We start from the raw sequence: 26,666 nt of genomic DNA, 5'->3' as shown, positions 1-26,666 counted from the left end.
CAGATTGTCTGATAAATTGTTAAAGAGCAGTGAGTTACGCGCTTTCGCTTGCTAACTCGAGGTGGCGTATATTACGCTTTCCTCTTTCAGAGTCAAGCGTTTATTTTCGCTTTTCATCTGACTGACGAGCCGGTTTGTAAGCCGTTGTGCCGTGTCAGTGGAGGCGCAGTATAGGGATTTTCTGGAAGCTGACAACCCCTATTTTCAAAATAATTACTAAGCGTTCATTTTTTGAGCGTTACGTCTATTTTTGACGCGCTTTTATCGCTTTTGGCAGCTCTGCGAGGCTATTGATGACAAAATCCGCCGCCGCTTCGCTTTGTTCAGTGACCTGTTTGCCGCTGCGTACCAGTACTTTTGTTCCTACCTGTGCCGCTGAAGCTGCCTGCATGTCTTCTAATTTGTCACCCACCATATAAGAAGAAGCCATATCTATATGAAGAAACTCTTGTGCTGAGAGCAGCATGCCCGGTTGCGGTTTACGACAATCACAGGTTTGGCGAAACTCTTCTACTATTGCTTCAGGGTGATGCGGGCAATAGTAGATACCATCAAGGTCAACGCCACGGTCAGCCAAAGACCAATCCATCCACTCAGTCAGATTTTCAAAATCAGCTTCAGTAAACATGCCACGGGCAATACCCGATTGGTTGGTGACGAGAACTAACGCATAGCCCATTGCTTTTAACTCGCGCATTGCGTCAATCACACCATCAATGAACTCGAACTGGTCAACTTCATGAACATAACCATGATCAACATTAATGGTGCCATCACGATCGAGAAAAATAGCGGGGATAGACTGTGCCACTTGGAAACTCCTGATACTGGGGATTTGGTGTAGTATCGCATGAATTACTATTTGGGCGAGAACAGACAATCAATCCTCGATTGATTTAGACGTCTGGATGCCTTAACATCCATACCGATGGCGGTCATCGCCCGTTATCGGCAGCAGAATATGCCACGGCTTACACTCATACGATAATAAATAACCTAATGATTAAACTTTCAAATATCACCAAAGTGTTCCAGCAAGGTAACCGCAGCATACAGGCGTTGAATAACGTCAGCTTGCATGTTCCTGCTGGGCAAATTTATGGCGTGATTGGCGCATCAGGTGCAGGGAAAAGCACGTTGATTCGCTGCGTGAATCTGCTTGAGCGCCCAACACAAGGTTCTGTTCTGGTCGATGGCCAGGAATTGACGACTCTGTCTGAAAGCCAGCTCACTAAAGCACGTCGTCAGATTGGTATGATTTTCCAGCACTTTAACCTGCTCTCTTCCCGTACCGTTTACGGCAACGTCGCATTACCGTTAGAGCTGGACAATACGCCACGCGAAGAAATTAAGCGTCGCGTTTCCGAATTACTCGATTTAGTCGGGCTGAGCGAAAAGCACGATGCTTACCCCGCCAATCTGTCCGGCGGACAAAAGCAACGCGTTGCGATTGCTCGTGCGCTGGCAAGCAACCCTAAAGTTCTGTTGTGCGATGAGGCCACCAGCGCTCTTGATCCGGCAACTACGCGTTCGATTCTCGAGTTATTGAAAGATATTAACCGTCGGCTTGGTCTGACAATTCTGTTAATTACCCACGAAATGGATGTCGTAAAACGTATCTGTGATTGCGTCGCGGTCATCAGTGATGGTGAATTGATAGAACAAGATACCGTAAGCGAAGTGTTCTCCCATCCTAAGACACCACTTGCACAACAGTTTATTCAATCCACCTTGCATCTGGATATTCCTGAAGACTACGCACAACGCTTAAGCACGCAGAAGAGCGGCGAAACCTTCCCGCTGCTGCGTCTGGAATTTACCGGGCAATCGGTTGATGCGCCGTTACTTTCCGAAACCGCCCGCCGTTTTAATGTGAACAGCAATATTATCAGTGCGCAGATGGATTACGCCGGTGGAGTAAAATTCGGGATTATGCTGTGCGAATTGCATGGAGAACATCAGGATATGGACGCTGCTATCGCTTACCTGCAGCAGCAACATGTAAAAGTAGAGGTGCTGGGTTATGTCTGAGCCAATGATGTGGTTACTCCTTAAAGGAGTGTATGAAACGCTGGCAATGACTTTTGTGTCTGGCTTCTTTGGCTTCGTTCTCGGCCTGCCTGTTGGCGTCCTCCTCTATATTACGCGTCCAGGGCAAATCAGTGCGAACAGCAAGCTTTATAACAGCCTGTCAGCATTAGTGAATATCTTCCGCTCGATTCCATTCATTATATTACTGGTATGGATGATTCCATTTACCCGTACCATTGTCGGAACCTCAATTGGTTTGCAAGCCGCTATCGTCCCGTTAACGGTCGGTGCTGCACCATTCATCGCACGTATGGTAGAAAATGCTCTGCTGGAAATTCCATCAGGCCTGATTGAAGCCTCACGCGCAATGGGCGCGACTCCGATGCAGATCATCCGCAAAGTTCTGCTGCCAGAAGCGCTGCCAGGTCTGGTGAATGCTGCAACCATTACGCTGATTACACTCGTTGGCTATTCCGCGATGGGTGGTGCTGTTGGTGCCGGTGGCTTAGGTCAGATTGGTTATCAGTATGGTTATATCGGTTATAACGCTACCGTGATGAATACGGTATTAGTGTTATTGGTAGTATTAGTGTATTTAATTCAATTCTCTGGCGATCGTATCGTCCGGGCTGTGACTCACAAATAATACGTTCAACACAACATCGTTTTTTACACATAGTAAGGAAAGGATATGTCTTTTAAATTTAAAACCTTTGCGGCAGTTGGTGCTCTGATTGGTTCTCTGGCACTCGTGGGTTGTGGTCAGGACGAAAAAGATCCAAACCATATTAAAGTTGGCGTCATTGTTGGTGCTGAGCAGCAGGTTGCCGAAGTTGCGCAGAAAGTTGCAAAAGAGAAATACGGCCTGGATGTTGAGCTGGTTACCTTTAACGACTATGTTCTACCTAACGAAGCGCTGAGCAAAGGCGATATCGATGCTAACGCCTTCCAGCACAAACCATACCTGGATCAGCAGATCAAAGATCGTGGCTACAAGCTGGTATCTGTAGGTAATACTTTCGTTTACCCAATTGCTGGCTACTCCAAAAAAATCAAATCAGTAGATGAACTGCAAGCTGGCGCGCAGATCGCTCTGCCAAACGACCCAACTAACCTTGGCCGTTCATTGCTGCTGCTGCAAAAACAAGGTTTGATTAAATTGAAAGATGGCGTTGGTCTGCTGCCAACCGTGCTGGACGTTACTGAGAATCCTAAAAATCTGAAACTGGTTGAACTGGAAGCACCTCAGTTACCACGTTCTCTGGACGATGCTCAGATTGCTCTGGCTATTATCAACACCACTTACGCAAGCCAGATTGGCCTGACACCTGCGAAGGACGGTATCTTCGTTGAAGATAAAGATTCTCCATACGTGAACCTGATCGTTTCCCGCGAAGATAACAAAGACGCAGAAAACGTGAAGAAATTCGTTCAGGCTTACCAATCTGACGAAGTTTACGAAGCTGCAAACAAAGTCTTTAACGGCGGCGCAGTAAAAGGCTGGTAAGTTTCCATTCTTCTATTTTGCGTAAATAATCTAAGACGGGCTAATGCCCGTCTTGTTATTTGTGCAATAGCTTGATTCAATAATCGCGTTTTATCATTCATTGAGGAAAAATTATGCGTGCTTTACCGATCTGTTTATTAGCCGTCATGCTGAGCGGCTGTACCATGCTAGACAGATCCCCTGTTGAACCTGTTCAAAGCACCGTAACACCGCAGAAAACCGAACCTGCTAAACCAAAAGCAGTGCGTCCTGCACCGGTAAAAATCTATACCAATGCTGAAGAGTTAGTGGGTAAACCTTTCCGCGATCTCGGTGAAGTAAGCGGCGAATCATGCCAGGTGAGCAATCAGGATTCTCCACCTAATATCCCAACGGCCCGTAAACGCCTGCAAATCAATGCATCAAAGATGAAAGCAAACGCGGTGCTATTGCATAGCTGTGATGTTACGAGCGGCACACCAGGTTGCTACCGTCAGGCCGTTTGTGTCGGTTCGGCATTGAATGTTTCCGCAAAATGACAGCTTTTCATTTCGAGCAAATCGGCGTAATTCACTCCCCTTATAAAGAGAAGTTTGCCGTTCCTCGCCAACCTGGTTTGGTCGCTGATGGCGGTGGCGAGTTGCATTTTCTGCCACCGTATAACGTGGCCGATGCGGTTCGTGGCCTCGAAGGTTTTAGTCATTTATGGCTGCTATTTGTTTTTCATCAAACGATGGAGGGCGGTTGGCGGCCCACGGTGCGTCCTCCTCGTCTGGGTGGCAATGCACGGGTGGGGGTTTTCGCTACGCGCTCGACATTCCGACCCAATCCCATCGGGATGTCATTAGTTGAACTGAATGGGATTCGCTGCCAAAAAGATCAGGTCATTTTGCAGCTTGGTAGTCTGGATTTGGTCGACGGTACGCCAATCGTTGATATCAAACCCTATTTGCCGTTTGCCGAAGCCGTACCACAGGCTCTTGCCGGGTACGCGCAAAACGCCCCTGCAGCCGATATGCCTGTTTACTTCACGGCAGAAGTGCAGCAACAACTATTACAGCTTGATAAGCGCTATCCCCACATTGAACGTTTTATCAGTCAGGTACTGGCTCAGGACCCTCGTCCTGCATACCGTAAAGGTGAGGAAGTCGGTAAAACCTACGCTGTTTTATTGTTGGATTTTAACGTTCGCTGGCGTGTAACCGATCAAGGTTCAGAAGTGTTTGCTCTCGAAGCTCGTTAATTTATCACCCTTCTCTTTTGACATCTCTGCCACACTGGTAAACTAATTCACTTATTTTGCATCAGGCTACTTAGGTAGCCAGTTATCTGCCGTTCAAATGGAACCGTAACAACATGCGTACTAGCCAATATCTGCTCTCCACATTAAAGGAGACACCAGCCGACGCCGAAGTCATCAGTCATCAACTGATGCTGCGTGCCGGGATGATCCGCAAACTCGCCTCCGGTTTATATGCCTGGTTGCCGACCGGTTTGCGTGTTCTGAAAAAAGTCGAAAACATCGTGCGTGAAGAAATGAATAACGCCGGTGCCATCGAGGTGAGTATGCCGGTTGTACAGCCCGCAGAGTTATGGCAGGAAAGCGGCCGTTGGGAGCAATATGGCCCAGAGCTGCTGCGTTTTGTTGATCGCGGCGATCGCCCATTTGTACTCGGCCCAACTCATGAAGAAGTCATCACTGACCTGATTCGTAACGAGCTGAGCTCTTACAAGCAACTGCCGCTGAACTTCTTCCAGATCCAGACTAAGTTCCGTGACGAAGTGCGCCCACGTTTCGGCGTGATGCGTTCCCGTGAATTCCTGATGAAAGATGCTTACTCTTTCCATACTTCTCAGGAATCTTTGCAGGAAACTTACGATGCGATGTATCAGGCCTACAGCAAAATCTTCACCCGTATGGGTCTGGATTTCCGCGCGGTAGAAGCAGATACCGGCTCCATCGGCGGCAGCGCATCTCATGAATTCCAGGTTCTGGCACAAAGCGGAGAAGATGATGTCATCTTCTCAACTGAGTCTGATTACGCCGCTAACATCGAATTTGCTGAAGCGGTTGCGCCAGCAGGTGGTCGTGCAGCACCGACTGTTGAAATGACGCAGATTGATACCCCGAATGCAAAAACCATCGCTGAGTTGGTTGAGCAGTTCAACCTGTCCGTTGAAAAAACCGTTAAGACATTGATGGTTAAGGCAACCGAAGGGAGTGCTTACCCTCTTGTTGCTCTGCTGGTTCGTGGCGATCACGAGCTGAATGAAGTTAAGGCAGAAAAACTGCCGCAGGTTGCCAGCCCGCTGACTTTTGCTACTGAAGAAGAGATTCGTGCAATCGTTAAAGCAGGTCCAGGTTCACTTGGCCCAATTAACCTACCAATCCCAGTGGTAATTGACCGTACTGTGGCGGCGATGAGCGATTTCGCAGCCGGAGCTAATATCGACGGTAAACACTTCGTGGGTATTAACTGGGAGCGTGATGTGGCGCTGCCAGAAGTTGCCGACATCCGTAATGTCGTTGAAGGCGATCCAAGCCCTGATGGCAAAGGTACTTTGCTGATTAAACGCGGCATCGAAGTGGGTCACATCTTCCAGCTCGGCACGAAATACTCTGAAGCGATGAAAGCATCTGTTCAAGGTGAAGATGGCCGTAATCAGACTCTGACTATGGGTTGCTACGGTATCGGTGTCACTCGTGTGGTAGCGGCAGCCATTGAGCAGAACTATGACGACCGTGGGATTCTGTGGCCTGATGCGATTGCACCGTTCCAGGTCGCTATCCTGCCAATGAACATGCACAAATCTTTCCGCGTGAAAGAGTTGGCTGAAGAGTTGTATTCGACTCTGCGCGCCAAAGGCATCGACGTATTGATGGATGACCGTAAAGAGCGTCCAGGCGTGATGTTTGCTGATATGGAACTTATTGGTATTCCACACACTGTCGTTATCGGCGATCGTAATCTTGATAGCGAAGAAGTCGAATACAAAAACCGTCGTGAAGGCGAGAAGCAAATGATCAAAACCAGCGAAATCATTGATTTCTTGCTGGCGCAGATTAAACGCTAAGAACCCTCGTACTCAGTAAAAAGCCCCGCTAACTTCTTAGCGGGGCTTTTTTTATGCATCTGATTAATCGCGGCAGGTTTTCTTCGGCTCGAACTTAGCAGCCCTATCTGCAACAACTGTTTTTCTCAACTCACCGCTATCGGGAGAAGCCTGTAAGGTAAAGTGAGCTTCAACCACCAGCAACACTGGCTGGAAATCCTCACCACGTGCGGCTGCATACCCTCGCTCAAGTTCTGCATTGCTGGCAACGTCGAAAGTTTTCCCTGTCGCACAGTCCTGGAAAATCGCCGCATCAGCCATGTATTTGTACATGCCTTTCATTGTCATGGGTGTCGCGGGCAACGCTTCTTTCATCGGCTGCAATGTATAATTGAGCTTTGATTCAATTGGATTACCTGCCCGATCCAACATTTCCAGATTATGACCTTTAGGGCGGAAATAGATTTTTTCACCGTCTGACTCAGTTAATACTAACTTATCAGCCGTGCGTGCCCAGCTACCATAAGAAGCGAACACTGCCGGTTCTTTCGCCCCCTGATAGCGTTGATTCATTACCCAAGTGCCATCTTTTTCCAAAAACAGCGAGGTTTCAATTCCTGAGCAATCTGCGCAAGGTAAAACGCCACGGTAGCTTTGTTGCATGGGTTGCAGTTCTGCAACTTGTGTCGATTGTAACGCTTGAACTTCGGCTCGATTATTACAGCCAAAAAGCGCGAACAAACTGCACACAGCAACAGCTGACAATAGAATCTTTTTCACCATATCTTCCTTCTGCTGGTCAATTTCTTTGCCATTCGTCATTCAGGACGACGGACTTTTCCTCGTAGAGACTTGGTCGTAGATTTTTGTGATTTCGATGCCAGACGACGCTCTTTTGACGCACGCGTTGGACGAGTCGCCCGGCGACTTTTTTGCTCAACGGTTAATTCCTGAATCAAGGAAACGAGTCTTGCCACCGCCGCTTCACGATTCATTTCCTGGCTACGATACTCTTGCGCCTTTATCACCACGACACCATCAGGTGTAATCAGGTGGTGGCTAGCCGCCAACAAGCGTTCTTTATAGTACTCTGGCAGGCTCGATGCACGAATGTCAAAACGCAGGTGGATTGCCGTTGAGGTTTTATTCACATGTTGACCACCCGCCCCTTGCGCGCGAATAGCCGTAACTGTGACTTCACTGTCCGGTATTGCTACCGCCCTGGAGACGACAATCATTAATGATGTTGCCAGGCCGTGAAGTGAATTTCGAGATTATTCTCAGCGTCTGACAGCCAAATCGCGCCATCCTGAATAGTGGCCTGCAAATTCATAGAACGCGTACCGAACTCACACAGTTTCGCCAACTGCTCATCATCGAGATACCAGATAGACAAATTCTGATACTGCTTGAGTTTATTTTGATGTTGCTGCCACCAGATTTCAGCGGCACGGCTGTTATAGGTAAACAGCGCCACTTCACCAGATTGGCTGCACGCTTTTTTCAGGCGTTTTTCATCTGGCAGACCGAGTTCAATCCACAAGTCGATGCCCAGATGATCGTTGCGCAGCCAGATTTCCGGCTCATCTTCAGCACTTAATCCACGGGTAAATTGCAGCCGCTCATTGGCATATTTAATCCACGCCAGCAAACGCAACATCATGCGTTCTTGAGTTTCCGAGGGATGGCGCGCAAGCGTCAGGTTGCTATCCAGGAACTGATTTCGATCGAGATCGGCAACATTCACCATCGCTTTATAGATTGTCGCTTTTAACGCCATCACACTTCTCCACACTAATTAGGCAGTCATTGTAACGAAAACGTCGCTAAAACGCTGTTATGTATTCACGATAGTAGAGAGTTACGCTGCTGATATCGGTTTCATGCCTGTGGTATAGTCACCTTGCTAAACAGAGTTTATCTTCGTAGGCTTAACTGGCATCCCACGATTAAGTCTGAGGTCGGGACTCTGAAAGGAGGGCGTGTGGAAAAGTATTGTGAATTAGTACGAAAGCGCTATGCGGAAATAGCCAGCGGAGATTTGGGTTACATTCCGGATGCACTGGGTTGCGTCTTGAAGGTGCTGAACGAAGTGGCTTCCGATGAAGCACAACCAGAATCTATTAGGGAACAGGCGGCGTATGCTGCCGCGAACTTACTGGTGAGCGATTATGTCAATGAATGATGCCTATCAACCCATCAATTGTGATGATTATGACAATCTCGAGCTCGCCTGCCAGCATCACTTATTATTGACGCTGGAGTTAAAGAGCGGAGAAGTTTTCAAGGCGAAAGCCAGTGACCTGGTGTCTCGTAAAAACGTCGAATATTTGATTGTCGATGATGCCGGTGCCACTCGCGAAGTTCGCCTCGATAAAATAACCAGTTTCAGCCATCCTGAAATTGGGACTGTCGTCGTCAGCGAGTCCTGATACGCAAAGTATCCGCATGCGCGGGCAGCCTGAGGCTGCCCGTTTTTTTTACTACGGTTTCATTGAAGCGTAGTAGGCCGCCAGATTGCTAATATCCTCATCAGACAAACCGCTAACATAAGCTTTCATCACTTCAGCTTGCCCGCCACTACGTTCGCCCTTTTTATACGCTTGCAATGAGTGCTCAAGATACGCCTGGTTTTGACCCGCAAGATTTGGGTACATCGGTACAGAGACTTTCCCTGTCGCTCCATGGCACGCCACGCACATCATTGCTTTCTGCTCACCGGCGGCTGCATCACCTTTTGCCAGAACAGGCTGAGCACATAACAGTGCGCCAGCAAAAATAATCACTCTCTTCATTGTTTATTTCCCTTTTGCCAGTCGATACGCCAGCATGATTGTTCCGTCGCTTTTCCATCCTGGGTAATAAACACGCCCAGTGCGGCTATCAATTGTTCGCCATAATATAACAGCGGAGTTCTTTCCCGCTGCCAGGGCGGAATCCCTAATTCTTGCCAGATCTTTTTCAAGCTTCGCCCACGATCGCGCCCAACAATGTGGAACTGGCCTGAGGCTTTAAAACGTACCGTCACCGGTTCGTTCTCCAGAGGGGCGCGGATTTCTTGCCCTATTGCCGCACGTTGGATAGTTCCCAAACCGTCAGGCAAAGCTAATGGCTCGAATGGTGCTGCCCAGCAAACCACTTCATCTGCCAGACCGTTGCTGATCGGCAGCCAATACAATGCCTTCTGAAAACGACGGACTTCATAGCCGCCAAACTTCAAGCGCGGATTAGCATCTTCACGGCTGGTTGCCACTTCATCCCATACGCGTACGAGCGCGGCCCTGGAGGGCATTACCGCTTTCTGCCGGGAAAACCAACGGCGCAGTAGCGCTGCGCGACGAATATCGCTTAGCGCCTGCATAGGCTCAATTAATAACGACCCGTCAGGCTGAATCAGACTATTCAGTTGTTCAAACAGCAACTCATCAAGGAGTTGCTCTTGTTCGCCACATAACTCAGCACTACGCGCCACACTTTGCGGGAAATGGGGCCAGCGTTGTTGTATTTCAGGGAGTACTCGCAACCGTAGGAAATTACGATCATAGCTGTCGTCTTGATTACTTTCGTCTTCTATCCACGTTAACTGGTGCTCAACCGCCCATGCTTCCAGTTGTTTACGTGTTTGCCCAAGTAGTGGACGGATTAATTCAGTCTCACCAAAAGACAAGCGTTCAGGCATTGCGGCTAATCCTGCTGGGCCACTCCCACGCTTCAAGGCGAGCAAAAACGTTTCACATTGGTCGTCAAGATGCTGTGCTGTAAGCAGTACTTCTTGAGGCTTTAATGCATCCGCCAGTGCCTGATAACGTGCGGCTCGAGCGTGAGCTTCAATTCCCAGCCCATCTTCGGCAAGCTGCACTCGTTTTACTTCAAATGGCACGTTCCATTGCGCACACACTTTCCGGCAATGCTCCACCCATTCTTCGGCAAAAGGGCTTAAGCCGTGATGAATGTGCATCGCGCGAATTTTATAATCAGGAACCAGGGTGTCACGCAGCGTGACTAACTGATGAAGCAAAACCGTGGAATCCAGCCCGCCACTAAACGCCACCAGCAATTTTTGGTGCGGCTGCAGTAATGTGATTAGAGGACGAAGTTGCATAGTCAGTAGTTTAAATAAGGATTTGCCCAGCACGTTACTGGGCTACGTCATATGAGGCAAGCGTTACTGTTGGATGACTTACTGCTGATACAGCTCCAGAGGCAGCCCGTCAGGGTCACTAAAGAAAGTAAAACGCTTATCCGTGAAGGGATCGATACGTACCGGTTCACATTTCACGCCATGATTCTCAAGATGAGCAATTGCGCTGTCGATGTTATCAACGCTAAATGCCAGATGGCGCAATCCGCAGGCTTCTGGGCGGCTTGGACGCGCAGGTGGAAAAGGAAATGAGAACAGCTCGATGACATATTGCCCATTCAGCGCCAAATCACCTTTCCAGGAGTCCCGTTCCTCGCGGTAAGCTTCAGCTTGCAACGTGAAGCCCAGAATATCGCAATAAAAATGCTTACTGATTGCGTAGTCCGAGGCAATGATAGCGATGTGGTGAACTTGCTTTAAACCCAGCATAAATGCTCCTTTGTCTTTTCCGCACGGTAACTATCATGCATCGGCAAATCAATACACTACAACGATTTTAGGACTCGCACACGATAGATGCCATCGTCACCCAGTTTCGCCCCATGAATATCCGTTTCGAACCCTGGATAATGCTCCCCGACTGAGCAAAGCATCAATAAGAAATCGAGCACGGCACGGCTTTCATGGGTAATCATCTCTCCCGGCATCACCACCGGCACACCCGGCGGGTAAGGCAGAATCATGTTGGCGGAAACACGATTCAACAGTTGTTCAATTTCGACCGTTTCAACGTTACCTTTGACCTGCTGCTGATAAGCCTTGTACGGCGTCATTTTCATTTCAGGTAGCACATCGAAAGCACGCAGCATAAGGTCCGAAAGATTATGCTGTTTAATCAGTTTATGGATACCTTGCGCCAAATCTTGAATTCGCATGTTGCGGTAGAAATCAGGGTCTTCTGCGTACAAGTCTGGCAGCATGTTTTTCACGCGCAAATTGAGATCGTAGGCGCGTTTAAACTCCGTCAAACCCCGCAGCAAACTGAGTGCTTTGGTTTTGTCTATGCCAATACTGAACAGAAATAACAGGTTGTACGGTCCGGTTTTTTCGACAACAACGCCTCGCTCATCTAGGAACTTCGCGAGCAATGCCGCCGGAATTCCCTCCTCGGCCATCGTGCCCTGCTCATCCATTCCCGGCGTCAGAATCGTGACTTTGATTGGATCGAGGTACATGTGGTCAGCATCAGCATCTTTGAATCCGTGCCAGTCTTCTTCACCTGGTGAAATTGGCCAGCAAGCCGCTTCATCAATGAACTCCGGCTGCCAAATATCGAAGAACCAATCCTCAGACTCCTCGCGCAAGCGTTGAACCTCTCGGCGGAAATGTAATGCACGCTCGACCGAACGGTTGATCAACCGCTTACCCGGATTCCCTCGCAGCATCGCCGCTGCGGTTTCAATCGATGCCACCAGCGGATAACTTGGCGAAGTGGTCGTATGCATCATGTAAGACTCATTGAAAGTCTGTTCGTCGTAATCGCCTTTGATATGAATAAGCGAGGCCTGGGACAAAGCGGCCAATAATTTATGTGTCGATTGGGTTTCGTAAATCACTTTCCCCGGCACACGATCGCCACTCATGCCGCTTTTCCCCTGATAAATAGGATGGAAGTTGGTATAAGGCACCCAGGCAGAATCAAAGTGTATTGAGGGAACATCGAGCGTTTGCTTAATGAATTCAGTGTTATATAGCAAACCGTCGTAAGTTGAGTTAGTGATTACCGCATGTACTGGCCACTGCGCATTTTCGGTAGCAGCGACTTTTTCTTCGATGCTCTCACGCATAAATTCACGCTTTGGAATGCCGCCTAAAATTCCCAATGCGTTACGTGTCGGCTTTAACCAGATGGGCACCAGGTCGCTCATCATTAGCAAATGAGTCAACGATTTGTGGCAGTTACGGTCAATAAGAACCGTGCTGCCAGAGGGGGCTGCGTACATGCCGACAATTTTATTCGATGTCGATGTACCGTTAGTCACCATGTAGCTCTGTTCCGCGCCAAAAGTTCGCGCAATATACTCCTCGGCTTCAAGATGTGGCCCAGTGTGATCAAGCAGAGAACCCAGTTCAGTGACCGAAATTGAGACATCCGCTTTAAGCGTATTCGCCCCAAAGAAATCATAGAACAGGCAGCCGACCGGGCTTTTTTGGTAGGCCGTACCCGCCATGTGGCCTGGCGTGCAGAAGGTATATTTCCCTTCGTTAACATAGTTGAATAACGCTTTAGTCAACGGCGGAGTGATGTTATCCAGGTATTCATTGGTGTACTGGCGGATACGCAAAGCGATATCGTCGGCGACACTGAGCGCATATTCGAAAAACCACAGTGCCATGCGCATCTCGTTGATGCTGACATCAAGTGATGAGTGCGTATTGATAAACGCGTACAGTGGTAAATATTCATTCAGCGCATTAATTTCACTGCATAAATCCAGGCTGTACTCGTCCCAGTCAAAGATGACGCCGCAAATGCGTGGATTATGTTCGATGAGTTTCAGCAAGTCGGTGCTGTTGGTGGGGTAGATGAGCCGGAAACCTTGTATTTCCAGTGCTTGATGCAGCTCTTTGATTGGCTCGTCTTTGTAGTAAACGCCGTGCGTCCCCATGATTGCAATAATATTCAACACTCACCTCCTGGCAAAAAACCTTCAGGTAAGCATAGTTTATTGAAATTGCATTCAGGACAAGTGTCGAGGTGTAAAGCTTCTTAAAGTATCGATTTCAGGCAATAAAAAAGGCCAGAATTTCTTCTGACCTTTCTTTGACAATATATTTATACCCAAGCATCTTCAAGATACAGGTAGGCGGCAATCGAATGAATCCCGATGAGCTTACTAAAGTAAGTGATTCGGGTGAATGAGAGCAGCCAACAACCCTGCAGCTTGAAGGGCCACGGGTATCACGCGTAGCCGTAGCTCATCAGACGATGATAACGACGAGCCAGCAGCTCTTCGGTATTCAGCACGTCCAAATCAGCCAAATCAGCCAGCAGTTGTGCTTTCAGCGATGCAGCCATCGCTTCCACATTACGGTGCGCACCGCCCAGTGGTTCAGGGATCACAGAATCGATAAGCTTCAGTTCTTTCAGGCGTGGAGCAATGATGCCCATCGCTTCTGCGGCAATAGGTGCTTTATCAGCGCTTTTCCACAGAATTGACGCACAGCCTTCCGGAGAGATAACGGAATAGGTGCTGTACTGCAGCATATTCACTTTATCGCCCACACCAATCGCCAACGCACCACCAGAACCACCTTCACCAATTACGGTACAAATGACCGGCACTTTCAGGCCAGACATTTCGCGTAAGTTGCGAGCGATAGCTTCCGATTGGCCACGTTCTTCAGCACCCACGCCAGGATATGCCCCTGGGGTGTCGATGAAAGTAATGATTGGCATATTGAAACGCTCAGCCATTTCCATCAAACGCAGTGCTTTACGATAGCCTTCTGGTGCTGGCATACCGAAGTTACGGCGAATCTTCTCTTTGGTTTCACGGCCTTTCTGATGGCCAATGACCATCACCGGACGCCCCTCTAAACGCGCAATCCCGCCAACAATAGCTTTATCGTCAGCATACGCACGGTCACCCGCCAGCTCATCAAACTCATCGAAAGCCAGACGCAGGTAATCGAGCGTATACGGGCGCTGCGGATGACGCGCCAGTTGAGCAATCTGCCATGCTCCTAAATCGGCGAAAATTTTACGTGTGAGTTCTACGCTTTTTTCACGTAGACGCTGCACTTCTTCGTCGAGATTAATATCTAACTTTTCGTCCTGACGGCTAACTGCAGTCAGGGAATCAATTTTCGCTTCCAGCTCTGCAATCGGCTGTTCAAAATCGAGGAAATTCAGACTCATAATATTCCTGTATTAGTCAAACTCCAGTTCCACCTGCTCCGGGCCTATCAGCGTGCGAAGCTCATTAAGCAAACGATCGCTTGGGGATACACGCCATGCTGCGCCAAAACGCAAACGCGCTCGTGCATCCGCTCTCTGATAGTAGAGATGTACTGGAATGGTCCCCGAACGATGGGGTTCCAGAGACTGACGGAGACGGTTCAAAAGCTGGTCATCAATTTGCCTGTCCGTCAGCGAGATAGCAAGCCCACGCGCATACTTTTCGCGGGCCTCGTCAATGTCCATTACTTCGCGAGCGGTCATTTTAAGGCCACCGCTGAAGTCATCAAAGCTGACCTGTCCGCTGACGATCAGGATACGGTCTTTTTCCAACAGATGTTGGTACTTTTCTAACGCATCTGTGAATAGCATCACTTCCAGACGACCAGAACGGTCATCCAGAGTACAGATGCCAATGCGATTGCCGCGCTTGGTAACCATCACCCGCGAAGCAATCACCAGACCCGCAGCCGTGGTCATTTTACCACGTTCTGTCGGGTGCATCTCTTTCAGGCGCATGCCACCGACATAACGCTCAATTTCTTTCAGGTACTGGGTAATCGGGTGGCCAGTAAGATACAAGCCCAACGTTTCACGTTCACCGTCCAGTACCACTTGCTCAGGCCACGGAATTACGCTGGCATAGGACTGTTCGACCTGCTCCGGCTCATCTGCCAGCACACCGAACATATCCACCTGGCCGATAGCCTCGGCTTTCGCGTGTTGATCAGCAGCTTTCAACGCATCGGGCAGCGCATTCATAAGTGCTGCCCGGTGTGGCCCAAGGCGGTCAAACGCCCCGGACATCACTAATTTTTCAAGGATGCGTTTATTGAGTTTTTTAACGTCAGCACGCGCACAGAGGTCGAACAATTCGCGGAAATATCCGCCTTCGTTACGCGCCTCAATTATCGCTTCGATTGGACCTTCACCAACACCTTTAATCGCGCCAATGCCATACACAATTTCTCCGTCGTCATTCACGTGGAAATGGTACAGCCCGGAGTTAATATCCGGTGGCAGTATTTTCAGGCCCATGCGCCAGCATTCATCCACAAGGCCAACAATTTTCTCTGTGTTATCCATATCCGCAGTCATTACTGCGGCCATAAATTCTGCAGGATAGTGCGCTTTTAACCACAGAGTCTGGTATGAAACCAGCGCATAAGCTGCGGAGTGAGATTTGTTAAATCCATAACCGGCAAATTTCTCTACCAGGTCAAAGATTTTAATGGCCAGTTCGCCATCAACGCCACGAGACTTCGCGCCATCTTCAAAACCACCACGTTGCTTCGCCATTTCGACCGGGTTCTTTTTACCCATCGCACGACGCAACATATCCGCGCCGCCTAGCGAATAACCCGCCAGCACCTGCGCAATCTGCATAACCTGTTCCTGGTACAGGATGATGCCGTAAGTCGGCTCCAGCACAGGTTTCAGGCTTTCATGCTGCCATTGTATATCCGGATAAGAGATCGCTTCTCGCCCATGCTTACGGTCGATAAAGTTATCTACCATGCCTGATTGCAACGGGCCTGGACGGAAAAGTGCTACCAACGCGATCATATCTTCGAAGCAGTCCGGTTGCAGACGCTTAATCAGATCTTTCATGCCGCGGGATTCAAGCTGGAAGACCGCAGTGGTTTCCGAGCGTTGCAGCATGTCGAAGCTTTTCTTGTCGTCGAGCGGAATAGCGGCGATATCAATCGGCTCTAAACCCTGCTTTTCCCGACGCGGGTTAATCATCTTCAACGCCCAGTCGATGATCGTCAGTGTACGCAAACCGAGGAAGTCGAACTTCACCAGGCCTGCATATTCCACATCGTTTTTATCAAACTGGGTGACCGGGTTTTGTCCCTGATCGTCACAATAAAGTGGTGCAAAATCGGTAATTTTTGTGGGTGCAATGACCACACCACCGGCGTGTTTGCCGGCGTTACGCGTCACACCTTCAAGTTTGCGCGCCATGTCGATCAGCGCTTTAACTTCTTCGTCAGCCTCATAAATTTCAGGAAGCTGCGGCTCGGCCTCGAAGGCTTTCGCAAGCGTCATCCCTGGATCTGGCGGGATAAGCTTGGAAATACGATCGACAAAACCGTAAGGATGCCCCAGTACACGACCCACATCGCGGATAACCGCTTTTGCCGCCATTGTACCGAAGGTGATGATCTGTGATACCGCTTCGCGTCCGTACATTTCTGCCACGTGATCGATAACCCGGTCACGTTTTTCCATACAGAAGTCGATATCGAAGTCAGGCATCGAAACACGTTCCGGGTTAAGGAAACGTTCGAAAAGCAGATCAAACTCCAGAGGATCGAGATCGGTAATTTTCAGTGCGTAAGCGACCAGTGAACCCGCACCAGAACCACGACCCGGCCCAACCGGCACGCCGTTATCTTTCGACCATTGGATAAATTCCATTACGATCAGGAAGTAACCAGGGAACCCCATCTGGTTGATAACTTTAAGTTCGATTTCCAGACGTTCGTCATAAGGCGGTCTTTTTGCTGCGCGTTCTTCAGGATCCTTGAATAAGAATTCAAGACGATCTTCTAGCCCTTCCCTGGATTTCATCACCAGGAAATCTTCTGTCGACATTTCGCCGGTTGGGAATTGTGGCAGGAAGTACTCGCCGAGGCGTACCGTGACATTACAACGCTTGGCGATTTCTACACTGTTTTCCAGCGCTTCCGGGATATCGGAAAACAGCTCACACATCTCTTCTTCAGTGCGCAAATATTGCTGCGAAGAGTAGTTGCGTGGGCGTTTCGGGTCATCAAGTGTAAAGCCATCATGAATCGCGACACGGATTTCGTGGGCATCAAAGTCTGTGGTTTCGATAAACCTGACATCGTTGGTCGCCACCACCGGCAAACCCCGTTCATCAGCAAGAGCTACTGCAGCATGCAAATAGCTTTCTTCATCGGGACGACCGGTACGAATCAGCTCCAGATAGAAGCGATCGGCAAAATACTGCTGGTAAAATTCCAGGCACTGATCAAGCTGTGCCGTATTTCCACGCAACAAGTTTTTGCCAATATCCCCCATGCGCCCACCAGAGAGCAGGATCAGCCCTTCGTTGAGTTCGGCAAGCCAGCTTCGGTCAACAATCGGGCCCGCAGCGCCATACCCACGCTGGTAGGCTTTTGAAATTAGCAGAGTAAGGTTTTGATAACCGGCATTATCGCTGGCGAGAACGGTTAGATGGCTGAGCTCATCACCTAACAACTCATTGGCTACGTTAAAATCAGCCCCGATGATCGGCTTGAGCCCTGCGCCATGGGCAGCACCATAGAATTTCACCAACCCGCAAAGGTTCGTAAAATCAGTGATTGCGATTGCTGGCATCCCCATCGCCGCGGCTTTCTTCACCAGCGGAGCGGTTTTTGCCAGGCCATCAACCATAGAGTAGTCGCTGTGCACCCGAAGGTGTACGAAACGTGGTTCAGCCATTTCTCATTCCGTTTAGATGTGTAACGTACGTCCGCAAATCAGGACGCCAGTCCGAGAGCGCGTTTGACCGGAGCAAAACTACGGCGATGATGTTCAGTAGCACCATGCTCTGCCAACTTTTCCAGATGAAAAGCGGTAGGGTAACCCTTGTGTTGGGCAAAACCGTATTGCGGATAACAGAGATCGAGCTCTGTCATTTCACGATCGCGCGTCACTTTGGCAATTATTGACGCCGCGCTAATTTCTGCAACCCGGCTGTCACCTTTAACTACCGCCAGTGAAGGCATCGGTAGCGCCGGGCAGCGGTTGCCATCAATCAGCACATATTCAGGCACCACCGTAAGACCCGCAACGGCACGTTGCATCGCTAACATGGTGGCATGCAGTATGTTTAATTGATCAATCTCTTCCGGCTCAGCACGGCCAAGACTCCAGGCCAGCGCTTTTTCTGTAATTTCGTCATACAGAGCCAGACGGCGTTTTTCTGATAATTTTTTAGAATCAGCCAGGCCGACAATGGGATTGAGAGGATCAAGAATCACCGCAGCAGTGACAACCGCGCCAACTAACGGGCCACGACCCACTTCATCAACACCCGCAACCAGATGCGTATGAGGGTAAATAAATTCAATCATTGTGCAAGCTCCAGCACAGCATCTGCTGCCTGTTCATCGGCATTACAACGAATCTGCTGATGTAATTCACGGAAGGCGTCGTGCATTTGGTGGCTTTGAGCGCCGTCTTCAAGCAACGGAGCAAGTACCTGCGCAAGTGCGTGTGGCTCACACTCTTCCTGCAACAATTCTTTTACGAGTTCACGGCCCGCCAGCAAATTCGGCAGTGAAACATAATCAGTTTTTACCAGACGCTTCGCCAGCCAGAAAGTAAATGGCTTCATTCGATAACCGACGACCATTGGGCATTTGGCCAACATGCACTCAAGTGCCGCAGTGCCTGAGGCCAGTAACGCGGCGTCACTTGCAACCATGGCCTCACGCCCTTGCCCATTGAGCAAATGCATAGTCAGATCTGGAGCAACTTCTGCTTTGATACGCTCAAATTGTTCGCGGCGCTTAGCGTTCACCAGCGGTACAACAATTTCCAGACCTGGAAAACGTTCACGCAGCAAAAGTGCAGTTTTGAGGAAATCAGCACTGAGCATTTCAACTTCTGCCCCACGACTACCTGGAAGTAACGCCAGGCATTTAGCATCAGGGGAAATACCTAAAGTCGCGCGTGCGGCATTTTTATCGGGATCGAGTGGCATGGCATCAGCCATGGTATGACCGATAAAGCGGCACGGGACGTTAAACTTATCGTAAAACGCTTTTTCGAAAGGCAGAAATGCGAGCACTAAATCCGTTGCTCTGCCTATTTTGAAAACACGTTTTTGGCGCCACGCCCAAACGGAGGGACTGACGTAATGAATGGTGCGAATACCTTGTTTTTTAAGATTGCCTTCCAGAGTGATGTTAAAGTCCGGCGCATCGATACCGACAAAAACATCAGGCTGCAATTCAGTAAAACGGCGCGTCAGATCGGCACGAATATGGAGTAATCGACGCAGGCGCCCGAGTACTTCAACAATACCCATCACAGCCAGTTCTTCCATCTCATACCAGGCTTCGCAGCCTTCGGCTTGCATCAATGGCCCAGCGACACCCACAAAGCGGGCATCAGGAACCCGAGCTTTCAACGCTCGAATCAGACCCGCACCAAGAATATCGCCGGAAGTTTCTCCGGCGACCAGGGCAATCGTAAGCGGACGACCAGGTTTCATTTAGCGAATCAGACCACGCGTTGAACGAGCAAAGAATTCAACAAATGCGTTCACTTCTGGATGTTGCTCGGCAATTTGAGCAATTTCAGGCTTAGCTTCTTCGAAGGTTTTCCCGCTGCGGTAGAGAATTTTATACGCGTTACGAACCGCATGGATTGCTTCTCTGCTGAAGCCACGGCGTTTGAGCCCTTCGATATTAACGCCAAACGGCGTCGCGTGGTTGCCCTGCGCAATAACATATGGCGGAACATCTTGTGCCACACCGGAACAACCACCCACCATCACGTGCGCACCAATAATACAGAACTGGTGAACCGCGGTCATGCCGCCGATAATTGCGAAATCATCAACGGAAACATGGCCAGCAAGTGTTGCGTTATTTGCGAGGATACAGCGATTACCAACCGTGCAATCATGCGCCACATGGGCGTTAATCATCAGTAAGTTATCACTGCCCACCTTCGTCAAACCACCGCCCTGTTCTGTTCCACGATGGATGGTGACGCTTTCGCGAATGCGGTTGCGGTCGCCAATCTCCACACGAGTCGGTTCACCAGCATATTTAAGATCCTGGTTAACTTCACCAATGGATGCGAACTGATAAATCTCGTTATCACGGCCAATAGTCGTATGACCATTTACCACAACATGAGATTTCAGAACGGTACCGTCACCTATCTCAACATGCGGACCAACAATACAAAACGGACCAATATGGACGTTAGCACCAATGACGGCACCGTCTTCCACAATGGCGGATGGATGAATAAAGGCGGATTTATCAATCACGTATTAACTCTCCCGGCTGCGGGCACACATCATCGTTGCTTCGCAGACAATTTTACCGTCAACAGTTGCCACGCCTTTGAAGCGCGTCAGACCACGGCGGGTTTTCTCGAAAGTAACTTCCATGACCATCTGGTCACCAGGCACAACTGGGCGTTTGAAGCGCGCTTCATCGATACCAGCAAAGTAATAAAGCTCACCAGGTTCCAGTTTGCCTACGCTTTTAAACGCAAGAATACCGGTGGCTTGCGCCATCGCTTCAAGAATCAAAACACCTGGGAAAATCGGTTTACCAGGGAAGTGGCCCTGGAAAAACGGCTCGTTTACTGAGACATTTTTTACTGCACGTAAAAAACGGCCTTCTTCAAAATCCAGCACGCGGTCTACCAGTAAGAACGGGTAACGGTGCGGCAGAAGTTCTAAAATCTCTTCGATGTGCAGAGTATGAGTGTCGGTAGTCAAGATACTCTTCCTGTCTAAATGTACCAAATGACAATAATAACACGGCCTGCGACTATCTCAGGATAGCTAGCAGGCCGCAAATCAGTAAGCACTAACGCGTCTTGGGCGGGTGACTTTTAGTCTTGTTGATTGATTTTTTTCTCAACGGATTTCAAGCGTTTGCTGAACTCGTCAATATTCATCACCAACGCGGCTGTTTTGCGCCACACTTTGTTCGGCTGTAATGGAATACCCGAGGAATAAACCCCTGGTTCTGTGATAGGGCGCATAACCATGCCCATTCCAGTCACGGTGACTTTATCGCAGATTTCCATATGACCATTGATAACACTGGCACCGCCAATCATGCAGTAACGGCCAATTTTCAGGCTGCCTGCCATGATCACACCGCCAGCAACAGCAGTATTGTCGCCAATCACAACGTTATGTGCAATCTGGCATTGATTATCAATGATAACACCATTGCCAATAATCGTGTCGTCCAGTGCACCACGGTCAATTGTTGTACATGCACCAATTTCAACACGATCGCCAATGATCACTCGGCCAAGCTGAGGGATCTTCACCCAGTTTCCGCGATCGTTAGCGTAGCCAAAACCATCAGAACCAATGACGGTACCGGACTGAACCAGGCACTGTTCACCCATCTGAATTTCGTGGTAAATCGACACATTTGCCCACAGGCGAGTGCCCGCACCAATGCTGGTGTTTTTACCCACGAAGCAGCCAGGGCCAATCACGACGTTATCACCCAGCACTACGCCAGATTCGATAACCGCGTTAGCGCCTATAGCGACGTTATTACCCAACGTCGCAGTAGCATCAACAACCGCGCTTGGCGCGATGTTTTGTGCAGGTTGCGGCGTTGAATCAAGAATTTGCGCCATGCGAGCATAAGTCAGGTAGGGATTCTTCACTACCAGGGCTGCGCTATGTGCGAAAGGAAGATCGGCTTCAGTCATAACGACGGCAGAAGCCTGGCAAACAGCCAATTGCTCACGATAACGAGGGTTAACCATGAACGTAATTTGGCCAGCCTGGGCCGTTTGCATAGATGCAACGCCGGTGATGACGAGTTCGCCATCACCGTGCAATTCTGCATCCAACTGCTGGGCTAAATCAGCCAGTCGAATTGAAGACATTACTTATTTAACCTGTTTCAGAACATCTGAAGTGATATCTTTTACACTGCTGCCTGCATAAGCAACGGTGTTAGTATCCAGCACGACATCGTAACCTTTGTCGTCAGCAACTTTCTTCACTGCGCTCTGAATACGAGTAACCAGTTTGCCACGTTCTTCGTTAGAACGACGGTTACGGTCTTGTTCAAAAGCCTGAGCTTTGGTCTGGAACTGCTGGCGTTGAGCCATCAGGTCTTTTTCCATTTTGCTACGGTCAGCAGCTTTCATGGTAGAACCATCACGTTGCAGCTTTTGCATTTTGGATTGCAGATCGCCTTCCATATTCTGCAATTCGCTCGCGCGGCCTTTAAACTCGTTTTCCAAAGTTTTGGACACACCGGTGCTCTGCGCAACCTGTTGGAACAGATTACCCATGTTTACTACAGCAATGCTGTCTGCAGCCTGAACACTGGCTGATGCAGCCATAGCGATGCCAAGACCTGCGGCAAATAACCACTTTTTCACAATTAACTCCTTACCATCCCGTATGTGTCCTGAGACACTCTTTTTGCGCGTGCCAGTTCTGCATTTAGCGAACTGGCATCAACGCGACACTGCTTATCCGCATTCCTTTGCGCAAAACAATTACCAGGTTTTACCAATGTTAAACTGGAACTGTTCCGCTTTGTCACCTTCATATTTCTTGAACGGTTGGGCATAAGAGAAGACCAACGGCCCTAACGGTGACATCCATTGCAATGCAATACCTGCTGACATACGAATGTTGCTTGGGTCACTATAATCCGGAATCCCATCCGCACCATATTTCTCATTGTCCCAATTTGTATCCCAAACGGTACCCATATCCATGAACAGTGATGTACGAACTGAGTTCGCGTACTTCTCGCTCAGGAATGGCGTTGGCGTGATAAGTTCTAAACTTGCCACGGCCATTGCGTTACCACCGACTGCATCGTCGGATGAGCAAACCCCACCAGCCTGGTCACAGTTATCATTTCCTGGGCCACCAATATAGACCGCTTTCGGACCAATGTTGTTGGACTGGAAGCCACGCACCGTACTGGAACCACCGGCATAGAAGTTTTCATAGAACGGCATTTCTTTGCCGCTCAAACCATCACCGTAACCAATACGAGTACGACCTAACATAACCCAGGTATGATCATCATCAATTGGGAAGTAGCTTGCCGTATCCAGCGTCACTTTGTAGAACTCGTTGTCAGAGCCCGGTACGGTCACTTTACCGTTAAGGTTTACACGCGAGCCTTCGGTTGGGAAGTAACCACGGTCAAGTTTGTTATATGTCCAACCGTAGTTTACCGTGAAGTCATCTGCCGCGAAGCCATTGTCAGTCGACGTTGTACCCGTTGTTTGACCCATGGAGTCCAGATAACGCCACATCGCAACCTGCGGTTGCATGTTGGACAGGTCGTTATGCACATAACCCATACCCAAACGCAACGTGTTGTTTTCATTAACCGGGAAGCCAAGGGTACCGTCTACACCGTAACTTTTGTTGGTGTAGTCGGAAAGATCCGCGTCATCTGCTTTAAAGTCGTTATAGAAGACACGACCGCCAAGACTCACACCGTCAACTGTAAAGTATGGATCGGTTAACGACAATTCAGCATATGTCTGATAATCGTTTTTGGTACCGTTGATACCAACAGAGTAACCCGTCCCTAACCAGTTATCCTGCTGGACACCGACCTGGAAGCTGATACCACTTTCAGTACCGTAACCAATACCGAAGTTGAAGCTACCGGTATTACGCTCTTTAACTTTGTACACCACATCAACCTGATCAGGGCTACCTGAAACACGCTGCGTGTCGACATCGACGGTTTCGAAGTATCCAAGACGGTTCAGACGATCTTTGCCTGAGTCGACAAGGTCGCTGCCCAGCCAGGTTCCTTCCATTTGGCGCATTTCGCGACGCAGGACAGAATCTTTACTGGTGTCGTTGCCTTCAAAGCGAATTTTACGTACGTAGTAACGGTTTCCGGAATCAACGTTTACATGCAGTTTAACTGTCTTATCTGCATCATTGATTTCTGGCTGCGTTTGCACACGCGGATAGGCGTAACCATAACGACCCAACAATTTCTTGATGTCGTCTTCCATTTTGGTCACTTTAGTACCGTTATACAGCTCGCCCGGCTTGAGTTTAGTCAGCGTCTCAATTTCCGCAGAGTGCCCAGCCAGGTTACCGCTTACCGTCACACCAGCGATCTTGTACTGCTCGCCTTCGGTCACGTTGATGGTAACGTAAATGCTTTTCTTATCAGGCGTCAGGCTGACCTGTGTGGAATCGATATTAAAGCGCGCGTAACCACGATCAAGGTAGTAACTGCGCAAAGTTTCGAGGTCACCGGCAAGCTTCTGCTTCTGATATTTACGATCGCCCACCACGTTCCACCACGGCACTTCATCACGCAGTTGGAAATGCGAAATAAGTTCGTCAGTCGTAAACGCATGGTTGCCTACGATGTTGATTTGCTGAATTTTGGCCGAAACGCCTTCCTGGAATACCAGTTTCAGGTCAACACGGTTACGCGGCAGTGGCGTAACAACGGCTTTCACGCTGGCACTGTACTTACCAACGCTGTAATAGAAATCTTCCAGCCCTTTTTCGATATCAGCCAGAGTGGTTCTGTCCAGTGATTCGCCAACACGCACGCCAGAAGCCTCGAGGTTCTGTTTAAGCATGTCGTCCTTCACGGACTTGTTACCAGAGAAAGTAATACTTGCGATTGTCGGGCGTTCTTTCACCTGAACAACCAACGTTTCACCATCACGCAGTACCCGAACATCTTCGAAGTTCCCGGTAGCGAAAAGTGAACGGATAGTATTACTGATATCCTCGTCAGAGACGGTGTCGCCTACACGAACCGGCATGCTGAGGAGGGCCGCACCGACGGCGACTCGCTGCAGGCCTTCGAAATGAATGTCCTTCACCACGAACCCGTCTGCACCGTATACGGTGGCGCTGCTAAACAGCAGCGACGCTATGAGCAACTTTTTCATCGCCATCGTTGTTATGCGTTCTTCCTAACCTACTCTCTAAAACCGAGAGAAATCATTGAAAAGTGCAAGCCCCATCAACAGCACCAGCAATATAGAGCCAATGCGGTAACTAAAGTCTTGAACTCGCTCGGAAACCGGCCCACCCTTCAGCTTTTCAATCGCCAAAAAGAGCAGATGCCCCCCGTCCAAGACGGGTAACGGAAACAGGTTGATAATCCCCAGATTGACGCTAATTAACGCCAGGAACATCAGATAGTAAATCAACCCAGATTCCGCTGACATACCTGCCCCTTGAGCTATGGAAATTGGCCCACTGAGGTTATTCAGCTTGATGTCACCGGTTATTAATTTCCCCAGCATGTTGACTGTAAGCTTCATCAGTTGCCAGGTTTTATCCGTGGCTTCCGCAACAGCAGCAAACGGCCCATACTGGCGTACTGTTTTATACTCATCCGGTAGCGGGATAACCTTTGGTACCACACCCGCAAACCCTTCAGCCTTTGCTTTACCCGGTTTTGTATCCGGTATCAGCGTTAAAGACAAGAGCGCCCCTTGTCTTTCTATTTCTAGCTCCAGTGGGTGACCTGGATTGTCACGCACCTGACTAACAAATTCTGTCCACTGAGTGAGTGCCGCACCGCTGACTTTAACGATCCTGTCTCCAGCTTGCAAACCCGCTTTGTTTGCTGCGGAATCTGGCTGCACTTCTTGTAATACCGTTTCAATTTGTGGACGGCGAGGCCCGATGCCCAAGGACGAAATCGGATCCTGCTTTTCTGGTTCAAACTGCCAGTGGCGCAAATTCAGCGTTTTCTCAGTACGTAAATTTGACCCCAGAGGAGCCAGTGTTACCTTCGTGCTGTCATTGCCAATTTTCGCCATCAGCTCGAGTTGAACTGATTCCCAATCAGGCGTTTCGATGCCGTCAATCGCTTTAAGTTCCATTCCTGGTGCAATTTGTGCTTCTGCCGCTATCGAGTTGGGCATTACTTCACCAACAACCGGCCGAACACCAGGGACACCGATAATAAATACCAGCCAATAGGCAAACACAGCGAAGATAAAGTTGGCAATCGGACCGGCCGCAATAATTGCGGCTCGTTGAGAAACGGTTTTGTTATTAAAAGCATAATGACGTAGTTCCGGACTCACCGGCTCAACACGTTCATCCAGCATTTTAACGTAGCCGCCCAGAGGAATCAGGGCAATGACGAATTCGGTGCCGTGACGATCGGTACGACGCCAGAGCGCTTTACCAAAACCAATGGAAAAGCGCTCAACTTTGACACCACAGCGGCGAGCAACCCAAAAATGGCCGAACTCATGCACGGTAATTAACACACCCAGTGCAACGATAAATGCAGCCAAATTCCAGAGTAAGCTCAGCATATAACCTTCCG

At 49.2% G+C, this 26,666-nt stretch carries 26 protein-coding genes; 8 read left to right on the top strand and 18 right to left on the bottom strand.

Going from position 1 to position 26,666, the window contains the following annotated elements; genetic code table 11:
* Positions 1 to 244 precede the first annotated feature (244 nt).
* Entirely contained in the window at positions 245 to 811 is a 567-nt protein-coding gene (gene gmhB / locus BSPA111_RS19855; protein ID WP_183272858.1) for a D-glycero-beta-D-manno-heptose 1,7-bisphosphate 7-phosphatase, read from the bottom strand.
* 188 nt (positions 812 to 999) lie between these two features.
* Here gmhB and metN point away from each other — a divergent pair, with 188 nt between their 5' ends.
* The 6 genes from metN (at position 1,000) to proS (ending at position 6,592) form a co-directional block, all read left to right on the top strand.
* Complete coding sequence (gene metN / locus BSPA111_RS19850) at positions 1,000 to 2,031, top strand: methionine ABC transporter ATP-binding protein MetN (RefSeq protein WP_183272857.1); 1,032 nt, start codon at positions 1,000 to 1,002, stop codon at positions 2,029 to 2,031.
* Positions 2,024 to 2,677 carry a methionine ABC transporter permease MetI gene (locus BSPA111_RS19845; protein WP_183272856.1) on the top strand — a complete coding sequence of 218 codons (654 nt, stop codon included), beginning with the start codon at positions 2,024 to 2,026 and terminating at the stop codon, positions 2,675 to 2,677. The genes metN and BSPA111_RS19845 overlap by 8 nt, the downstream gene beginning before the upstream one ends.
* Before the next feature lie 45 nt (positions 2,678 to 2,722).
* The gene (gene metQ / locus BSPA111_RS19840; RefSeq protein ID WP_183272855.1) at positions 2,723 to 3,538 is read left to right on the top strand and encodes a methionine ABC transporter substrate-binding lipoprotein MetQ; all 816 of its coding nucleotides are present in this window, start codon (positions 2,723 to 2,725) and stop codon (positions 3,536 to 3,538) included.
* Positions 3,539 to 3,651: 113 nt separating this feature from the next.
* A complete protein-coding gene (rcsF, locus tag BSPA111_RS19835) occupies positions 3,652 to 4,056 on the top strand; it encodes an Rcs stress response system protein RcsF (protein WP_183272854.1) in 405 nt (134 codons plus the stop codon).
* The gene (tsaA, locus tag BSPA111_RS19830; RefSeq protein ID WP_183272853.1) at positions 4,053 to 4,760 is read left to right on the top strand and encodes a tRNA (N6-threonylcarbamoyladenosine(37)-N6)-methyltransferase TrmO; all 708 of its coding nucleotides are present in this window, start codon (positions 4,053 to 4,055) and stop codon (positions 4,758 to 4,760) included. The genes rcsF and tsaA overlap by 4 nt, the downstream gene beginning before the upstream one ends.
* A 113-nt stretch (positions 4,761 to 4,873) precedes the next feature.
* Positions 4,874 to 6,592 carry a proline--tRNA ligase gene (gene proS, locus BSPA111_RS19825; RefSeq protein ID WP_183272852.1) on the top strand — a complete coding sequence of 573 codons (1,719 nt, stop codon included), beginning with the start codon at positions 4,874 to 4,876 and terminating at the stop codon, positions 6,590 to 6,592.
* 63 nt (positions 6,593 to 6,655) lie between these two features.
* Here the strand turns inward: proS and nlpE are convergent, their stop codons facing one another.
* From nlpE to BSPA111_RS19810, 3 genes are read right to left on the bottom strand one after another with little or no spacing between them, the layout of a single operon-like run.
* Positions 6,656 to 7,351: an envelope stress response activation lipoprotein NlpE gene (gene nlpE, locus BSPA111_RS19820; protein ID WP_183272867.1), complete on the bottom strand. Its 696-nt coding sequence runs from the start codon at positions 7,349 to 7,351 to the stop codon at positions 6,656 to 6,658.
* Positions 7,352 to 7,389: 38 nt separating this feature from the next.
* Entirely contained in the window at positions 7,390 to 7,809 is a 420-nt protein-coding gene (arfB, locus tag BSPA111_RS19815) for an alternative ribosome rescue aminoacyl-tRNA hydrolase ArfB (protein WP_183272851.1), read from the bottom strand.
* A complete protein-coding gene (locus BSPA111_RS19810) occupies positions 7,809 to 8,351 on the bottom strand; it encodes a YaeQ family protein (RefSeq protein ID WP_183272850.1) in 543 nt (180 codons plus the stop codon). Before BSPA111_RS19810 ends, arfB begins: the two co-directional genes overlap by 1 nt.
* Before the next feature lie 204 nt (positions 8,352 to 8,555).
* Here BSPA111_RS19810 and BSPA111_RS19805 point away from each other — a divergent pair, with 204 nt between their 5' ends.
* Together BSPA111_RS19805 and rof are read left to right on the top strand one after the other, a co-directional pair.
* Positions 8,556 to 8,756: a YaeP family protein gene (locus BSPA111_RS19805; protein ID WP_183272849.1), complete on the top strand. Its 201-nt coding sequence runs from the start codon at positions 8,556 to 8,558 to the stop codon at positions 8,754 to 8,756.
* Positions 8,743 to 9,003, top strand: a complete 261-nt coding sequence (rof, locus tag BSPA111_RS19800; protein ID WP_183272848.1) for a Rho-binding antiterminator — start codon at positions 8,743 to 8,745, stop codon at positions 9,001 to 9,003. Before BSPA111_RS19805 ends, rof begins: the two co-directional genes overlap by 14 nt.
* A gap of 51 nt (positions 9,004 to 9,054) precedes the next feature.
* Here the strand turns inward: rof and BSPA111_RS19795 are convergent, their stop codons facing one another.
* From BSPA111_RS19795 to rseP, 14 genes are all read right to left on the bottom strand, one after another.
* Positions 9,055 to 9,366, bottom strand: a complete 312-nt coding sequence (locus BSPA111_RS19795; protein ID WP_183272847.1) for a cytochrome c — start codon at positions 9,364 to 9,366, stop codon at positions 9,055 to 9,057.
* Complete coding sequence (gene tilS / locus BSPA111_RS19790; protein ID WP_183272846.1) at positions 9,363 to 10,673, bottom strand: tRNA lysidine(34) synthetase TilS; 1,311 nt, start codon at positions 10,671 to 10,673, stop codon at positions 9,363 to 9,365. Before tilS ends, BSPA111_RS19795 begins: the two co-directional genes overlap by 4 nt.
* Before the next feature lie 78 nt (positions 10,674 to 10,751).
* Positions 10,752 to 11,141, bottom strand: a complete 390-nt coding sequence (locus tag BSPA111_RS19785) for a VOC family protein (RefSeq protein ID WP_183272845.1) — start codon at positions 11,139 to 11,141, stop codon at positions 10,752 to 10,754.
* A gap of 56 nt (positions 11,142 to 11,197) precedes the next feature.
* Positions 11,198 to 13,339, bottom strand: coding sequence for a lysine decarboxylase LdcC (locus BSPA111_RS19780; protein ID WP_183272866.1), 2,142 nt, complete (start codon positions 13,337 to 13,339; stop codon positions 11,198 to 11,200).
* 275 nt (positions 13,340 to 13,614) lie between these two features.
* Positions 13,615 to 14,574 carry an acetyl-CoA carboxylase carboxyl transferase subunit alpha gene (accA, locus tag BSPA111_RS19775; protein WP_183272844.1) on the bottom strand — a complete coding sequence of 320 codons (960 nt, stop codon included), beginning with the start codon at positions 14,572 to 14,574 and terminating at the stop codon, positions 13,615 to 13,617.
* A 12-nt stretch (positions 14,575 to 14,586) separates the two neighbouring features.
* On the bottom strand, positions 14,587 to 18,069 hold the full coding sequence (gene dnaE / locus BSPA111_RS19770; protein ID WP_183272843.1) for a DNA polymerase III subunit alpha: 3,483 nt from the start codon (positions 18,067 to 18,069) through the stop codon (positions 14,587 to 14,589).
* Positions 18,070 to 18,107: 38 nt separating this feature from the next.
* Positions 18,108 to 18,704, bottom strand: coding sequence for a ribonuclease HII (gene rnhB / locus BSPA111_RS19765; protein ID WP_183272842.1), 597 nt, complete (start codon positions 18,702 to 18,704; stop codon positions 18,108 to 18,110).
* Positions 18,701 to 19,849 (bottom strand): lipid-A-disaccharide synthase, encoded by a 1,149-nt coding sequence (lpxB, locus tag BSPA111_RS19760; protein ID WP_183272841.1) that lies wholly within the window; start codon positions 19,847 to 19,849, stop codon positions 18,701 to 18,703. The genes rnhB and lpxB overlap by 4 nt, the downstream gene beginning before the upstream one ends.
* Entirely contained in the window at positions 19,850 to 20,638 is a 789-nt protein-coding gene (gene lpxA / locus BSPA111_RS19755; RefSeq protein WP_183272840.1) for an acyl-ACP--UDP-N-acetylglucosamine O-acyltransferase, read from the bottom strand.
* A gap of 3 nt (positions 20,639 to 20,641) precedes the next feature.
* Positions 20,642 to 21,097 carry a 3-hydroxyacyl-ACP dehydratase FabZ gene (gene fabZ / locus BSPA111_RS19750; RefSeq protein WP_121264562.1) on the bottom strand — a complete coding sequence of 152 codons (456 nt, stop codon included), beginning with the start codon at positions 21,095 to 21,097 and terminating at the stop codon, positions 20,642 to 20,644.
* A 116-nt stretch (positions 21,098 to 21,213) separates the two neighbouring features.
* Positions 21,214 to 22,239: a UDP-3-O-(3-hydroxymyristoyl)glucosamine N-acyltransferase gene (gene lpxD / locus BSPA111_RS19745; protein ID WP_183272839.1), complete on the bottom strand. Its 1,026-nt coding sequence runs from the start codon at positions 22,237 to 22,239 to the stop codon at positions 21,214 to 21,216.
* Positions 22,240 to 22,242: 3 nt separating this feature from the next.
* Entirely contained in the window at positions 22,243 to 22,743 is a 501-nt protein-coding gene (gene skp / locus BSPA111_RS19740; RefSeq protein ID WP_183272838.1) for a molecular chaperone Skp, read from the bottom strand.
* Between the two features lie 120 nt (positions 22,744 to 22,863).
* Positions 22,864 to 25,272 (bottom strand): outer membrane protein assembly factor BamA, encoded by a 2,409-nt coding sequence (gene bamA, locus BSPA111_RS19735; RefSeq protein WP_183272837.1) that lies wholly within the window; start codon positions 25,270 to 25,272, stop codon positions 22,864 to 22,866.
* A 30-nt stretch (positions 25,273 to 25,302) separates the two neighbouring features.
* Entirely contained in the window at positions 25,303 to 26,655 is a 1,353-nt protein-coding gene (rseP, locus tag BSPA111_RS19730; protein WP_183272836.1) for a sigma E protease regulator RseP, read from the bottom strand.
* Positions 26,656 to 26,666: the final 11 nt, after the last annotated feature.

The organism is Buttiauxella sp. A111, from assembly GCF_014189855.1.
GTDB lineage: Bacteria > Pseudomonadota > Gammaproteobacteria > Enterobacterales > Enterobacteriaceae > Buttiauxella > Buttiauxella selenatireducens.
Note: the sequence above shows the minus strand (reverse complement) of the source record. Positions and strands in the feature narration are given on the sequence as shown.